The sequence below is a fragment of the Clostridium sp. C8-1-8 genome (assembly GCF_009928445.1).
Classification (GTDB): Bacteria; Bacillota; Clostridia; order Clostridiales; family Clostridiaceae; genus Clostridium_AR.
Genome location: NZ_JAABNO010000031.1, coordinates 44730 through 60015 on the forward strand (window position 1 = coordinate 44730; position 15286 = coordinate 60015).

Below are 15286 nucleotides of genomic sequence, written 5' to 3' on the forward strand. Positions count from 1 at the left end.
CCTATTATAAGATAATAGTGTGAAGCTTTTGCTTTATTATACTAAAAAATAGGCTCTATTTTAGCGATTTACAAGGTTATAACCAGCAGTTTTTATCTTTAGAATAAGTATATATAGAAAGTTAATAATAAATAATATAGTAAATATACAAAAATAGCTATAAAGTGATAAAATAATTATGGCGATAATTAACATAGGTTACGTACTTTAACAGCTTCTTACAATAGTGTTGGTGGAATTAAACGGTGATGAAGTAGATCTATATTAATTATTTGCATAATCTCATATGAGCATCGGATGATTTACAACTTAATTTCACAATGGACTTTAAAATAGCCTAATAGGAAGTATTATAATATTGCACAATAAAGCTTTAGGATGTGAGTTTATGAAAATCGATAAGACTGAACAGATGTTAGGAGTACAAATGCTTTCTTCTTATATGAAGCAAGCTATGGGGGATTCTCAAGCCTTTGATTTAGTTATGGAAAGTTTAATGAAGAATATAACAGAAGATAATAGTAGTAGCAATATACTAAGTGCATTAACTGGAGGCACCTCTGATAGTAGTGGAGCTTCTGTGGATCAAAATGTTTCGGCAGGCACTGATTTAAGTAAACTTGGGATGAATATACCTGCTGGCTATGATGATTCAAACACAGTGGATTTGAATAAGATCAATCCTTATTCAAATGCAGTTATAAAGTTTACTTCCAAGGGAGCTAACGTAAGTGGCAGTAACATGGAGAGAATCAATAATGCTGTAACTGCTGCATCTCAAAGATATGGGATAAATGAAGATTTAATAAGAGCTATAATTAAACAAGAGTCTGGTTTCAATCCCTATTCAGTTTCAGGTGCTGGGGCTTCAGGAATAATGCAAATAATGCCTGAAAACTTTAGAAATTTAGGTATTACAGATCCGTTTAATATAGAACAAAATATTAATGGTGGGGCAAAACTTCTAAAAGGATATTTGGATAAATACAATGGGAATACTGAAATGGCATTAGCAGCCTACAATGGTGGCCCTGGAACTATGCAAAGAAGAGGCGTAAGCTCACCTAACCAAATCTATAAGATGCCTAGTGAAACTGTAAGTTATGTTAATAAAGTAATGAATTATTTTAGAAATGGTGTATAATAAAAGGACTGTACTTTTTGTGCAGTCCTTTTAAGTAGTTAATAAGTGTAGATAAAATATCAAATTAATTCTAATGAAATAAAAAGTAGAGGAGTGTTATTTTGGAGAGACTTGATAAAATTCTTTCAAATTTAGGATATGGTTCTAGAAAAGAAATAAAAGCTTTAGTTAAGGCTGGAGCAGTTATAGTAGATGAAAAGGTTGTTAAGGATAATGGGATGCAGTTAGATCCAGAAAAATCAAAGATAGTGGTTAATGGTGAAGAATTAACTTACAGAAAGTACATATATTTAATGATGAATAAACCTGATGGAGTTATATCTGCTACCTTTGATAATAAAGACGAAACTGTTATAGATCTTCTGTATCCAGAACATCAGGTGTTTAATCCGTTTCCTGTGGGAAGATTGGATAAGGATACAGTAGGATTGCTTCTTATAACTAATGACGGTGAACTAAACCACAAGTTAATCTCGCCTAAATGGCATGTTGATAAAGTCTATTATGCAGAAATAGACAAGAAAGTAAATGAAGATGATATAGAGAGATTTAAAGAAGGTATAGAACTTGATGATGGTTATAAGTGTATGAGTGCTAAGCTTGAAATAGAGGAAGCTACAGAAGAAGGTTCCAAGGTATTGGTAACAGTGCAGGAAGGAAAGTATCATCAAGTAAAAAGGATGTTTGAAGCAGTAGGAAAAAAAGTAGTATACTTAAGAAGAATAAAGTTTGGCAATCTTCCACTAGATGAAGATTTAGAGGAAGGTGAATACAGAGAGCTCACAGAAGAAGAATTAAATGTTTTAATAAATAACTAAAATATGAAATTTTTTCATTCATAGTAATATATTATTTACAATATTTTTTTCAAAATAGACTTGCATTTTAAAATACAATTATATATAATTATTCTGCAAGGATAAATAAAAGGAATAAATAGCCCCCTTTTTATTTATTGCTTATTGCTGAAGCGCAACCTAGCCCCAAGGGTTGCGTTTTTTTATTTTCAAATAATTTTATCAATTAACATATTGAAAATTATGCAATAGGAATTGAGATATATATGGGTGTCAAATATGAAAAAGTAAAAAGAAAACGTATTAAATTTGAAAATTATTCATACATTATTTTGAGGTAAATTTTGTAATAAATTTATTAATTTGTGTGAAGTTCATATATGTCTATTAGATAATTCTATTTAATGAATGAAAAAAATCTTTTATATATAAAAATGAAGGTTTTTATTCGTTACCTTATTCAAGTCTACGCATTATGTCTATGTAAAATTCTCTTGTTAAAATCTCATGCTGAGTAATGATTAAAAATAAATATTCTCGAATTTTCACTGAGAAATCATGGTAGATTTGAAAGTGAACATATTGGATCTTATTGAAGATATGCATCTTTATATATCTACAGCTATAATAATTATGATATAATATATACATACTTGACTATAATAAAAAAGAGGAATAACATTCCTCTTTTTACTCTTTAGAAAAAGATATTTTGCTATAGCAAGCAAGGTAATATACTATAAGTTAAAGAGTAAAAACATAGATAGCCTAATAGAATTTCTTTGAACATATTCAGAGAATATAAAAGCAGTTTTTCATATTTAAGGAGTGATTATATGGATTTAAAAAGTCTTTTGAATAAGGAGCAGTATGAGGCTGCTACTACTGTAGATGGTCAGCTTTTAATACTTGCAGGAGCTGGATCAGGAAAAACAAGAGTATTAACTTATAGAATAGCGTATATGTTGCAAGAGAGGGCTATACAGCCATACAATATTTTAGCCATAACTTTTACAAACAAGGCAGCTCAGGAGATGAGAGACAGAGTTAGAGCTTTAATAGGTGATAAAGCTGATAGTATGTGGATTTCAACCTTCCATTCCTCTTGTGTTAAGATATTGAGAAGAGAAATTGAGAGACTAGGATACAAGAAGGATTTTACTATATATGACAGCTATGATCAGAAGGCTTTGGTAAAAGAGTGCATTAAGCAACTTAACATAAATGACAAGGATATAACTGAACAAGAAGTTATATCAAAGATAGGAAAAGCAAAAGATAATCTAATCACTCCAGTACAATATAAAAGACAATATGAGAGTGATTTCCGAGGAAATAAAATTGCGGATTTATATGTAATGTACCAAAAAAGACTGAAAGAGAATAATGCCTTAGATTTTGATGATTTAATATTTAAAACCGTTGAGTTGTTTCAAAACAATCCAGAGGTGCTTGATTTTTATCAAAACAAATTTAAATACATAATGATAGATGAGTATCAGGATACTAATAGATGTCAGTACGAATTTGTGAAATTATTGGCTCTAAAGCATAAGAATATCTGCGTTGTTGGAGATGACGATCAGTGTATATATGCCTGGAGAGGTGCGGATATAAGAAACATATTAGACTTTGAAAAAGACTATCCAGGTGCTAAAGTGGTAAAGCTTGAGCAAAACTATAGATCTAAAGCTAATATACTAGACGCAGCAAATAATGTAATTAAATTTAACAGTAATAGAAAGTCTAAGGTACTTAGGACTGAAGCAGAGCATGGTGAAAAGATAAGAATATATAGAGCTTTTTCTGACAATGATGAAGCGCAGTTTATAGCTTCAGAAATAAAGAAGTTTATGGAAGAGAAGGATTTATCTTATAAAGATTTCGCTATTCTTTATAGAACAAATGCTCAATCTCGTATATTTGAAGATTGCTTTATAAAGAGAGATATTCCATATAGGATAATCGGTGGACTTAAGTTCTATGATAGAAAAGAAATAAAGGATATAATGGCATATCTTAAGCTTATAAATAACCCAGCGGATTCTATAAGTCTTAGAAGAATAATAAATGTGCCTAAGAGAAATATAGGTGACGCTACTGTAGCTAAGGTCATGGAATTTGCCAATGAATTTGATGATACTCTTTATAGTTGCTTATTAGACTGTGAAAATATAACAAGTCTATCCGCTAGAAATATATCTTCCATAAAGAGATTTACTGAACTATCAGAAGATTTTATGGATATGGCAGAGCAAATGCCAGTTTCTACACTTATAGAGTATATATTAGACAAAAGCGGATATATGAAGGAACTAAAAGATTCCAAGGAACCTGAGGATCAAAGTAGAGTGGAAAACTTGAAGGAATTAGTTTCTGCAGCAGTTGACTTTGAAAAGAGTAATGAGGAAGATAAGTCCTTAGGAGCTTTCTTGGAAAAGGTAGCTTTGGTTCAAGATGTAGATAACATGGATGAAGAAGCTGATACCTTGGTTATGATGACTGTACATTCAGCAAAGGGGTTAGAGTTCCCAGTAGTATTTATGGTAGGTATGGAAAATGGTATATTCCCAGGAACAGCTTCCTTTGACTCTGAGAGTGAGATGGAAGAGTCAAGAAGACTATGCTATGTTGGTATAACTAGAGCTAGAAATGTTCTATACATGACATCAGCGGAGGTAAGAAAGGTCTTTGGAAGGACTGTTGCGTACCCTCAATCAGACTTTATAGCTGAAATACCTAAGGAATTGAAGGATTTTGTAAAGGGAAATACAAGTTCTGGACTTTCTACAAGAAGTTCTATGTTTGCAAGCCAAGGATATGGAAATGCAGAAGGTAATAGAAATCCTCATAGCCTAAGAAGTGGGTATGGTTCAGGCTATGCTTCCAATCAAAAGACTCAGAAAGAAACAATGCTTGATGCTGCAAAAAAATTAAAGGAGACTTTAGATAGCACTTCTGGAGGAATTCTTACAAAGAATGAAGCCACTATGGGAAGAAAGATAAAGCATCCGAAGTTCGGAATTGGTACTATAATAAAGACCGTTACTGAAGGTGATGATCTTAAGCTTACTATTGCTTTTGACAGCCAAGGCTTAAAAACCTTACTTTTAAGCTTTGCTCCTTTAGAGCTAATTTAAAGATGTAGCACTTCAGTCTGAAATCATTTTTCAAATCTCCTCTTGGTACTGAGATGAGATTTGAAAATGTAAATTTTACTATGAAGGTGTATATCTAAAGGCGTAGAACTTCTTTTTGAGAAAATTAAACTATAGATTAAGTACTTTTATCATAATAATTTATGCTTGTACATAAAATTATAAGCAGGATGAACGTAAGGCTCAATGTGTAGCTTTACTGTATGAATAAGCCAAGATATATTTTTATTATGGTTCCATAAATTAAGTTTAAGTAATGGAAACCTATATAATACTATAATATAAAGCTCAAGTAGATTGAGAGGTGTTTAGATGGATAAGATTAAAAGAATAGAGGAGCTAGTAGAAGAGCTAAATAAATATGCATATGAATACTATACCTTAAGTAATCCCTCTGTATCGGATAAGGATTATGATAGGAGGTATGACGAGTTAGTAACATTAGAAAGAGAAACTTCTTATGTATTGCCTTATTCTCCTACTCAAAGAGTTGGAGATACTGCTCTTGCAGAGTTTTCAAAATACACTCATAAAGCCAGATTGTGGAGCTTGGACAAGGCACAGACTTTAGAGGAGCTTAAAGAATGGCATAATAGAAATGTGAAGTTCGTTGAGGACTATAATAGAAGTCATGAAGATAAACTTCCTGTATTAAGATATATAGTTACTAAGAAGTTTGATGGATTGACTATAAATTGTACTTATGACGTTAATGGTGTTCTTATAAAGGCAGCAACTAGAGGTACTGGTGAAATAGGTGAAGATGTCACTGCACAGGCTAAAACCATAAAATCATTACCGCTTAAGATAAACAGCAGTGATGTTTTGGAAATCCATGGTGAAGCAATAATGACTAAGGAAGCCTTTGATAGATACAATGAAGTTTCAGAGGTACCATTAAAAAACCTTAGAAATGGTGCAGCAGGAGCACTTAGAAATCTTAATATAAAAGAAACCGCAAAAAGAAATCTATCTGCTTTCTTTTATGATGTAGGATATAAAGAAGGAACACCTTTTAGATCTTATGAAGAAATGATGAATTTCATAAAGGAGAAAGGGTTTCCAATTGATGACTATATGAAGATATGTCATACTATGGAAGATATAGAGAGAGAAATAGAGTATATTAAAGATATAAGATTTGATCTAAATTATGATATAGATGGAGCCGTTGTTGCTATTGATGATATGAGAACTAGAGAGCTACTTGGATATACAATTAAGTTTCCTAAGTGGGCAATAGCTTTCAAGTTTGAAGCTCAAGAAGCTACAACAAAACTTTTAGATGTGGAATGGAACGTTGGAAGAAGTGGAAGAGTGAGCCCTACAGCATTACTAGAACCTGTAGAACTAGCAGGTGTAACTGTGAAGAGAGCAACCTTAAATAATATGGACGATGTAAGAAGAAAAGGCGTACTGATTGGAGCGGAGGTTTTCGTTAGAAGATCAAATGATGTTATTCCTGAGATAATGGGGGTAGCAGGAGAACCTGGTGAAGATACTAGAGAAATTGTTCCTCCAGAAACATGTCCAGCTTGCGGAAGTCATATTATTTTGAATGGTGCACATTATTTCTGCGAAAATACTCTTTCTTGTAAGCCTCAGATGGTTAAGACCATAGTACATTATGCATCTAGAGAGGCTATGAATATAGAAGGCTTTTCGGAAAAAACTGCTGAACAATTATTTGAAAAGCTGGATATTAAGTCAATAACAGACCTATATAAACTAGAGAAAGAAAGCCTATTGACCTTAGAAAAGTTTGGTGAGAAAAAGGCACAAAATTTATTAAATGCCATTGAGAGCAGTAAGGACTGTCAACTACATTCCTTTATATATGCATTGGGAATACCTAATGTAGGAGTAAAGACAGCTAAGGATTTGGTTAAGAGATTTAAGAATATATATAATCTAGAGAAGGCTACCTATGATGAGCTAATAAGTGTCAGTGATATAGGTGGTATTGTGGCAAAGAGTATAATAGACTTTTTCTCGGAAGAAAAGGTTATAGCTACAATAAATGAACTTTTAGAGCTTGGTGTGACTCCTAAATATGAGGAAAATGAAGTTAAGGAAAATCCTTTTGAAGGGAAGACTGTTGTTGTTACAGGCTCTTTAGCTTCTTATAGCAGAACTGAAATAAAGGAAAAACTTGAATCTCTAGGGGCAAAAGTCTCAGGTAGTGTAAGCAAAAAAACTGACTATGTTATAGTTGGTGAGGATGCTGGCTCCAAGTACACTAAAGCCTTAGAGCTCGGGTTAAAGATATTATCAGAAGAAGACTTTAATAGTCTTATAGGAGGTTAGAATGAGAAGGCTTATAAGTATTTTTAGCTTACTTTCAGCAATGATAACAAGCGTAGCTATAATACTTACCCTCCTTACCACCTATCAATTTATATATATCAATGAAGTCTTTAATTCATATTATCCAATCCAAATAGGGTTGAGCATAACGATGATATTTTGGGGGATAAGATTTTTTCTACTTGAAAAAGGAAGTAAGAAGTTAACATATCCATTGATATGTTTTATTATCGCAACAATTTCTATAGTATTTATGGGGCTGTATGTGAAATAATTTAGAAATAGAAATAAGAACCTAGATGGTTATATTTGTCCATCTAGGTTCTTATTTTCATTTGAATCATATTCAGCAACATCATTATTAGTGTTTAAAGTGGCTCTATCAATGATGCCATCAGTTTTTGTTACTAACAAATAAATATTTTGAGTAAGCTTTTCCAATAGATAGTTTTGATATTTTATCTGACTGTAAGCGAATCTAGCTATTATGAATCCCCAGATAGCAACAAACATTATAGTCAACATACATAACAAACCAATTATCTCTATAACAAGTAACATTACCAAAACCTCCAGCAATATAGCAATATATAATATATGTAATAGAATACATAATTTATATTACTATAATAATCTGTTTAAGTTTTTTTATCAAGGTTAGTAATATTTTTTATCTAGAAAATTATTAAATTTCACAAGCTATTTTGAAATACTATAAGTATATGCTGCATATTCATATATTGTGGTTTAGATGTACATACTCATTAATAAGATTGAATTACTAACTTTTAGTTTTGGTTAAATTATTGAGTTAATACATCTTGAAGTAAGGATTTGGAGGCAGCTTTGGGGTAATCAGTTCATTATATTATAAGTTATACAAAAATTCTTTAGATAAAGCCATATTAAAGTTTAAAAGGATACCTGTAGAAGTGATATTCAAGAATTTGACGAAGAATTGCTGGATGTATGGAATACAATACGAAGTAATAATTAAAAGTAAGTTAACCCTTCAAATAAAGCTTATAGGAAAAAGAGAAAAAGTATTTTTAATGTTTGATAAAACTCTAGTGGTTTTTAAAGAAGATTACTACAGGTTTTTAAACCTAGCAGAATCCATTGAAGCTGATAAAGCTTATTTTATTACTACTGGAGTTTTTGAAAGTGAGATATATAAAATGAATAGCTGGAAGTTATCAACACCAAAAATCATTTTGGAAGATAGTAAAAAGTTTCTTAAAAGGCAGATATGGTTTAAGAGAAAATATAATGAACATCTAAAATATGATAAACTGGATTTTAATAGATATTTACCAGTATGATTAATATTAATATTGTTTGGACATAATTCAGATATATATTTTATAAAGGAGAGTATATAGATGAAATTTAAGCTTTCCAAACTATTAATATTAATTATGATAATTGTTTCTTTACAGGGATGCTCATACACAATTCCTGAAAGAACCATGGATAATAATAATTCTATAACATATGCTGTTGAAAGTTTTCCTGAAAGCATAGATATAAAAAGTGATTTTAGTATTAGAGATAAAGAAATCTTTTACTCGATCTTTGATGGATTAGTTGATAAAAATGAAAAAGGTGATATGGTGCCAGAACTTGCTGAATCTTATTCAGTAAGTAAAGATGGACTTGAGTATGTTTTTAAGCTTAGAGATGATATCTATTGGAGCGATGGAAGTAGGATTACAGCTGATGATTTTTTAAAGTTCTTTAAAGCTATAATATCGCCTAAAAACAAAGAAGCTTATGTTAGTGAATTATACAATGTATATGGTGTGAAGGATTATCATGAGGGGCGAGGAACCTTTGAAAATAATGTTGCGATATCTAAAAGTGATAAAGATTCTATTAAGTTTAGGATGAATGTAAAAGATAATGATTTTGTAAAAAAGTTGTCTGAAGGATGTTTTAAACTTAGAGACATATCTAGCAAATTGGATAATTATAAGACAGAGTTTTCTTCCATAAAGTATTCGGGGCAGTATTCAATTAAAAATATAAAAGATAACAAGGAAATTGAGCTTCAACAAAATGATAAGTATTGGTCTAAAAAAGGTAGGGAGCCAAAGGAAATAATATTAAAGATATACAGTGGAGCTGAATTAGCCTTAGCTGATTTTGAATCGAAAAAGAATGTAGACATAATACTAGATGTGCCAAATAGCGAAATTTCAAGGTTAACATCAAAAAATTTAGTAGAGATATTTCCTGCTGATAAGATGAAGATAATTGAGTTTAATCCAGATAGCAAAGATGATAAAACTAATTTAAGTATGAGAAGAGCGCTGGAAAAGACTATATTAAGTTCTATTACTGGAAATTCATTAGTTAAAGAAGATAAATTTCAATTAGCCTTAGGTGAGCTAGAAAGAAAAGCGCTGAAATCTAATGAAAGTATTGTAAGTTCCAATGTTACTGATGCTTCTAAAAACTTTGATGTTATAAAAGACCAAGTAGATAGCTTGCTAGAAAAATCCAATTATAAAGGCGGTACTTTAAGATTAGTATGTCTTAACGATGATGAAAACAAGAATATATGTGATTTCATCTCTAAAAATCTTAAAGATTTATATGGGATAACTGTAAAGTATAACTTGCTAGAACAAGATCAGTTGGATAAGACTGTTAAAGGTGGAGAATATGAGTTATTGCTTGAGGATATAGGTTCTAGTTCTGACGTCTATGGGGAGTTAGTTGCCAAGTGGGTTAGCAATAATAAAAATAAATCTATAAGCAACAATGACATAACTAATATATTAAGTAGTATTGATAAAAAAGAGGATGTAGACAATAGAAATAAAGGTCTAGTGAAGCTATTGAGAGATAATACGTATATAGTACCTTTACTTTTTGATAACTTAATCTGTGTCAAATCAGATAAGATAAAAAGCTTAACCTTTGATAAGGATGGTGCGTTGGAACTGAAGAGGATTGAATTGAGTTCAAGTAGTGAAGGACCTAAGGATAAGGATGCTGATTAATAATATTAATTCTTTACGTAACCTCATCTGAGTATAGGATGACTAATCGCTTAACTTTAAAGTTAAAAATCGCTAATGCAATTCTCATTAGCGATTTTCTTCGTTTAATATGATATTTTAATGATATGTTTTTACTCTGTTGAAGGTTCGGGGTCTTTAGTTATTTCAGCTTCTGCTATTAGTTTTTCATCTTTTAGAGGATCGTCTGGAGTGAAAAATGAATTCATAATTTTATCCTTAAACAATAATATAATTAGATAGAAGTTGCTTAGGTTCTTTAAACTATCAAAAGAAAGTTTAGAAGCCATAAAGCTTTCTTTTTTCTTGGAATAAGAAATCTTCTTCAAAAATATTGGTGCAGTACCAGTAGTATCAGGGGAAGTGGCGGTGCTAACTCTAAACATAGACTCATCAATAAGATCTGAGGAGTTCAAGGTTAGATCTCTATATCTTTCCTCGTTATCTAAGGATGGTGCTTCAGGCCAAGAGGTAACTAGGCCAGAGCTTATATAAAACTGCCTGAATACTGTAGAGATCATGGCCTTAAAGTCTCTAGAAGAATCAAATTCTTCATAGATAAGCATGTTTAGCATATAATTATTTATTTCATTGCAGCTATATTTTATATCCTTTTTCTCCATAGGTTTTAAGAATATGCCTGAATCATCATCAAACAATCGTCTATGCCTTTCGCTGATTTGGATAAAGTTATCTTTAAAAGAATCCAATCCAGTATTTTTATAAGATAAGTATAGATTGATTGCTAAAAGACAGGAATAATCAAGGTTATCCAATACGTAATTTTTCTCTCCATACTTATCAATTAGATAATCAGAAATATCAATTAAAAATAGCTTTGCATCATCATTGTTAGAATAACTGTAAAGTGCATTAAAGGCTAAGCAAATCTTGCAGCATTCTTGAAATGATAGATCGTAAACTTCATCTTTATAATTTAAAAACATATTTAATATATCTAAGGAAAAGTTTTTGTACATTTCTCTATCTTCATCTAATGTACATATGTTCCAATAAAGATAATATGCTACCATCATCATTGCTTGATCAGAAAACTTGAATTTTTTATCTTTATCAACTAAATTAAATTCACTATTGCCTTCTGATAAGTTTTTCTTATCTACAAAAACTCCATCTGCATTTCTCAATTGGCTGGAGTAAAAGTCTAGTTGTTGCTTAGCTAGAGCTTTATATATTTTTGAGATTGAGTAGTTTATGCTATTGGATTTTTGAAATTTTTCATAGAATGTAGAAAGTTCCAATATGCTAAGAGTCATTAATGCATTGGCTGAGCCGTTAATTTCCTTCTTTATACCGTCTTCAGACCAGCCGTGAAAATGCTTGGTTGAAGCAAATTTAGGGGAACCTTTTTTATAAATACATAAAAGTGGAGAAAAATCTTTTATTATGTTAATATCATTGTTAGAAAGATACTTTTTGGAAGTTTTGTTAGAGGCTATGAGACCGCAACGAGATTGCAGTACAATATGCTTAATTGCTTCCCGTGAAAGAAAAAATAGCTGCCCTTCTATCTCCAAGGAGGTAAGGCTATTTATTCTAAAAAAAGGACCTATATACTTCAATGTATCCACCTCATAAAATTAATACTTATATTAATAATATGTTAGTTGTAATAAAAAATTGCATGAGTACATATATAAAGCATTATTTATTCTTTTTAAGGAATAAATTTATTATAAGGAGTTAGGCAATGAAATCAGGTAAGTTAAATTGGGATGATCTTAAAGGATTGATAAACAATAATAAATCTGTAAAAAGAGATGAAGTAAGAGTAAGGAATGGTGTAGGGGAGGACTGTTCGGTCATAGATTTTGGAGAATACGAATGTGTTATATCTACTGACCCTATCACTGGAGCAGCTGAAAATATAGGAAGGCTTGCAGTTCATGTAAACTGTAATGATGTAGCCTCTTGTGGAGTAGAACCTTTAGCGATTTTAGTTACTATATTAGCGCCAGAGGATACAACATACGAAGAAATAAATGAAATAATGAGGCAAATAGATGAAGAGACTTCTAAGATAAACGTTGAGATTATAGGAGGCCATACAGAGATAACAACAGCTGTAAATAGGATAGTTGTATCATGTACAGTACTTGGAAAATGCATAAGTGGAAGAGCTGTATCAACGGCAGGAGCTCAGGTTGGTGACGATATAATTGTTACTAAGAACTTAGCTTTAGAAGGCACTAATATAATTGTGAATGATAAATATGAAAGAATAAAAAAGGTATTAACAGAAGAAGAAATTGATGAAGCTAGAGAATATATTAATAAAATTAGTGTTATAATGGAAGGGAAAATAAGTGGTGAGTTTGGTGTAAACTGCATGCATGATATTACTGAAGGCGGTGTTCTAGGTGCTCTATGGGAGCTTGCAGATGCAGCTAATTTAGGATTTAAAGTTTATGAAGATAGGATGCCTATTTCAGTAGTTACTAGAAAAGTATGCAAAGAGTTTAATATAGACCCACTTAGATTAATATCATCTGGAAGTATGATTATAACCACTAAAAATGGAGAAAGTCTTGTGAATCTACTTAAGGAAAATGGAATTAATTCCACAATTATTGGTAAGATAACAGAAGATAAAGGAATACTAGTAAAGTTATCTGAAGGTGAAGTTATTGTTCCACAACCTGAGAGGGATGAACTTTTTTCTATATATTAAAAGGAGGCAACAAAATGAGAATAGATGGAAGAAAAAATGAGGGCTTAAGACCTATTAAGCTTACAAGAAACTATACAAAATATGCTGAAGGTTCAGTGCTTATAGAAGTAGGAGATACAAAAGTATTATGTAACGCTTCTATTGAGGAGAAGGTGCCTCCATTTCTAAAAGGAAGCGGGGAAGGCTGGATAACAGCAGAATACAATATGCTTCCAAGGTCAACTCAATCTAGAAAGCCTAGAGACATAGTTAAGCTTAAGATTGATGGAAGAACTATGGAGATACAAAGACTCATAGGAAGAGCATTAAGATCAGTGGTGGATTTAAAGGCTTTAGGTGAAAAAACAATATGGATTGATTGTGATGTTATTCAAGCAGATGGAGGGACTAGAACAGCATCTATTTCTGGAGCCTTCGTGGCATTAGTTGATGCGGTTAATAAGCTACACAAGCATCAGCCATTTAAGGTTTTCCCTATAAGAAGCTTTGTTGGGGCTGTAAGCGTTGGTATACTAAATGACGAAAAGATTATAGACCTTTGCTATGAAGAAGATTCTAAGGCAAAAGTGGATATGAATATAGTTATGACTGATGGTGGTGAATTTATAGAAGTACAGGGGACAGGTGAGGAAAGTCCTTTCTCTAGGAAGGATTTAGATGAGCTGCTTTCACTAGGAGAAAAGGGTGTAAAACATATAATTCAAGCTCAAAAAGATGTATTAAAGAAAGATAGTTTATGGATAGGTACAGGGGGAGAGTAGTATGAAAAAAATTATTGTAGCAAGTAACAATGACCACAAAATAAAGGAAATAAAGCAAATACTAAAGGATATAGATGTAGAGGTAAAGTCTCTTAAAGACTGTAATATAGACATAGATGTAGTTGAAGATGGGAAGACTTTTATTGAAAACTCTTATAAGAAAGCCAAGGAAATATATGAGCATGTAAAGAAAGATGGCTTAAGTGATTTTCTTATAATGGCTGATGACTCTGGATTAGAAGTTGAGTATTTAAATGGTGAACCAGGAGTTTATTCTGCTAGATATGCAGGAGAACATGGAAATAATAAAAAGAATAATGAAAAGTTATTAGAAAATTTAAAGGGTGTGCCAAGTGAAGAAAGAAAGGCTGCTTTTGTTTGTGCTATAGTTCTTATAGATGAAAATGGAAAAACTGTAAAAGTAGAAGAGAGAGCTCATGGAGTTATAAAAGAGGAACTTACAGGTGTAGAGGGCTTTGGATATGATCCATTATTTTTCGTGCCAGAATTTAATAAAACCTTTGCTGAGATGACTGCAGATGAAAAAAATTCAATAAGTCATAGAGGGAAAGCGTTAGAAGTTATAAAAAAAGAACTGAAGAATTTAATTTAGTTTTGGAGGCATAATAATAATGCTAGTAGCTGTAGTTAGTGATACTCATAATGTTACTGAATATATAGAAAAGGTTAAAAAGCTTATAAAGAAGAGTGATGTACTTATCCATCTTGGGGACAACATAACTGATTTGGATTACCTTTTAAGCAAATATAAGGGCAAGGTGTATGGAGTGAAGGGCAATTGTGACTTTTCTGATGAATATCCATCAGAAATGCTAGTGCAGGTTCTAGATAAAAAGTTTTTTATTACTCATGGACATAAATATAATGTGAAATATGATTTAAATTCAATATATTTTAAAGCTATGGAAGTAGAGGCTGATGCTGCTTTATTTGGGCATACCCATCAGTCTTTAATAACTCAAGAAAGAAATCTATGGATCATAAATCCAGGAAGTGCTTCACTTCCTAGGATGAGTAAAAGAAGTATAGCTTTCATAGAGGTTGTAGAAGGAAAGCCAATTTATCCATACCTTGTAGAGGTGTAATACATAAGTGAATAAGCATATATTCTGAATATTTTTATTCGTTTTAATCTTAGAACTTTTTCATGCATAAATTGGTATATCGGCGCAAATGGTTATAAACACTGGCTTCAGCAAATTTTTGTTATAAAAAAACTTTTTTAAAAAAAGTATTGACTGAAATAATAACATCGTGTAGAATAATCTTTGTCGCCGAAAGGTTACAACATGATTCGCCTGATAAGAAGGTAAGTCATAAAGTTACGGGGTGTGGCGCAGATGGGAGCGCGCGTGGTTTGGGACCATGAGGTCGCAGGTT

General features: G+C 31.6%; 13 protein-coding genes. 11 read left to right on the top strand and 2 right to left on the bottom strand.

Translation table 11 applies throughout. The features are described from left to right. Positions 1-388 precede the first annotated feature (388 nt). The 5 genes from GXK57_RS22110 to GXK57_RS22130 all read left to right on the top strand — a co-directional run bounded on the left by GXK57_RS22110 (position 389) and on the right by GXK57_RS22130 (position 7680). Positions 389-1144, top strand: coding sequence for a lytic transglycosylase domain-containing protein (locus tag GXK57_RS22110; RefSeq protein WP_160680187.1), 756 nt, complete (start codon positions 389-391; stop codon positions 1142-1144). Between the two features lie 101 nt (positions 1145-1245). After that, positions 1246-1962, top strand: a complete 717-nt coding sequence (locus tag GXK57_RS22115) for a pseudouridine synthase (protein ID WP_160680188.1) — start codon at positions 1246-1248, stop codon at positions 1960-1962. 815 nt (positions 1963-2777) lie between these two features. After that, positions 2778-5081: a DNA helicase PcrA gene (pcrA, locus tag GXK57_RS22120; RefSeq protein WP_160680189.1), complete on the top strand. Its 2304-nt coding sequence runs from the start codon at positions 2778-2780 to the stop codon at positions 5079-5081. A gap of 330 nt (positions 5082-5411) precedes the next feature. Then, positions 5412-7406 (top strand): NAD-dependent DNA ligase LigA, encoded by a 1995-nt coding sequence (gene ligA, locus GXK57_RS22125; RefSeq protein ID WP_160680190.1) that lies wholly within the window; start codon positions 5412-5414, stop codon positions 7404-7406. 1 nt (position 7407) lies between these two features. After that, the gene (locus GXK57_RS22130) at positions 7408-7680 is read left to right on the top strand and encodes a hypothetical protein (protein WP_128211955.1); all 273 of its coding nucleotides are present in this window, start codon (positions 7408-7410) and stop codon (positions 7678-7680) included. A 29-nt stretch (positions 7681-7709) separates the two neighbouring features. Here the strand turns inward: GXK57_RS22130 and GXK57_RS22135 are convergent, their stop codons facing one another. Continuing rightward, positions 7710-7967: a hypothetical protein gene (locus GXK57_RS22135; protein ID WP_202127768.1), complete on the bottom strand. Its 258-nt coding sequence runs from the start codon at positions 7965-7967 to the stop codon at positions 7710-7712. Positions 7968-8338: 371 nt separating this feature from the next. Here GXK57_RS22135 and GXK57_RS22140 point away from each other — a divergent pair, with 371 nt between their 5' ends. Next, positions 8339-8728 (top strand): hypothetical protein, encoded by a 390-nt coding sequence (locus GXK57_RS22140; RefSeq protein ID WP_160680191.1) that lies wholly within the window; start codon positions 8339-8341, stop codon positions 8726-8728. Positions 8729-8788: 60 nt separating this feature from the next. Continuing rightward, positions 8789-10414: an ABC transporter substrate-binding protein gene (locus GXK57_RS22145; protein ID WP_160680192.1), complete on the top strand. Its 1626-nt coding sequence runs from the start codon at positions 8789-8791 to the stop codon at positions 10412-10414. 131 nt (positions 10415-10545) lie between these two features. Here GXK57_RS22145 and GXK57_RS22150 read toward each other — a convergent pair whose 3' ends face one another. Beyond that, the gene (locus tag GXK57_RS22150) at positions 10546-12015 is read right to left on the bottom strand and encodes a hypothetical protein (protein WP_160680193.1); all 1470 of its coding nucleotides are present in this window, start codon (positions 12013-12015) and stop codon (positions 10546-10548) included. A 128-nt stretch (positions 12016-12143) separates the two neighbouring features. Between GXK57_RS22150 and GXK57_RS22155 the strand changes: the two genes are divergently transcribed. Genes GXK57_RS22155 through GXK57_RS22170 form a run of 4 tightly spaced genes read left to right on the top strand, consistent with a single transcriptional unit; the run spans position 12144 to position 14991 of the window. Beyond that, positions 12144-13124, top strand: coding sequence for an AIR synthase family protein (locus GXK57_RS22155; protein WP_160680194.1), 981 nt, complete (start codon positions 12144-12146; stop codon positions 13122-13124). Positions 13125-13138: 14 nt separating this feature from the next. Then, on the top strand, positions 13139-13885 hold the full coding sequence (gene rph, locus GXK57_RS22160; protein WP_160680195.1) for a ribonuclease PH: 747 nt from the start codon (positions 13139-13141) through the stop codon (positions 13883-13885). Position 13886: 1 nt separating this feature from the next. Further along, positions 13887-14498 carry an XTP/dITP diphosphatase gene (locus GXK57_RS22165; RefSeq protein WP_160680196.1) on the top strand — a complete coding sequence of 204 codons (612 nt, stop codon included), beginning with the start codon at positions 13887-13889 and terminating at the stop codon, positions 14496-14498. 19 nt (positions 14499-14517) lie between these two features. Then, positions 14518-14991, top strand: coding sequence for a metallophosphoesterase (locus tag GXK57_RS22170; protein WP_160680197.1), 474 nt, complete (start codon positions 14518-14520; stop codon positions 14989-14991). Positions 14992-15286: the final 295 nt, after the last annotated feature.

Bases quoted from the DNA above. Each gene is read 5' to 3' on its own strand.
- GXK57_RS22145 (WP_160680192.1), top strand. From the start codon at position 8,789: ATGAAATTTAAGCTTTCCAAACTATTAATATTAATTATGATAATTGTT.
- ligA (WP_160680190.1), top strand. From the start codon at position 5,412: ATGGATAAGATTAAAAGAATAGAGGAGCTAGTAGAAGAGCTAAATAAA.
- rph (WP_160680195.1), top strand. From the start codon at position 13,139: ATGAGAATAGATGGAAGAAAAAATGAGGGCTTAAGACCTATTAAGCTT.
- GXK57_RS22110 (WP_160680187.1), top strand. From the start codon at position 389: ATGAAAATCGATAAGACTGAACAGATGTTAGGAGTACAAATGCTTTCT.
- GXK57_RS22165 (WP_160680196.1), top strand. From the start codon at position 13,887: ATGAAAAAAATTATTGTAGCAAGTAACAATGACCACAAAATAAAGGAA.
- GXK57_RS22130 (WP_128211955.1), top strand. From the start codon at position 7,408: ATGAGAAGGCTTATAAGTATTTTTAGCTTACTTTCAGCAATGATAACA.
- GXK57_RS22170 (WP_160680197.1), top strand. From the start codon at position 14,518: ATGCTAGTAGCTGTAGTTAGTGATACTCATAATGTTACTGAATATATA.
- pcrA (WP_160680189.1), top strand. From the start codon at position 2,778: ATGGATTTAAAAAGTCTTTTGAATAAGGAGCAGTATGAGGCTGCTACT.
- GXK57_RS22155 (WP_160680194.1), top strand. From the start codon at position 12,144: ATGAAATCAGGTAAGTTAAATTGGGATGATCTTAAAGGATTGATAAAC.
- GXK57_RS22135 (WP_202127768.1), bottom strand. From the start codon at position 7,967: ATGTTACTTGTTATAGAGATAATTGGTTTGTTATGTATGTTGACTATA.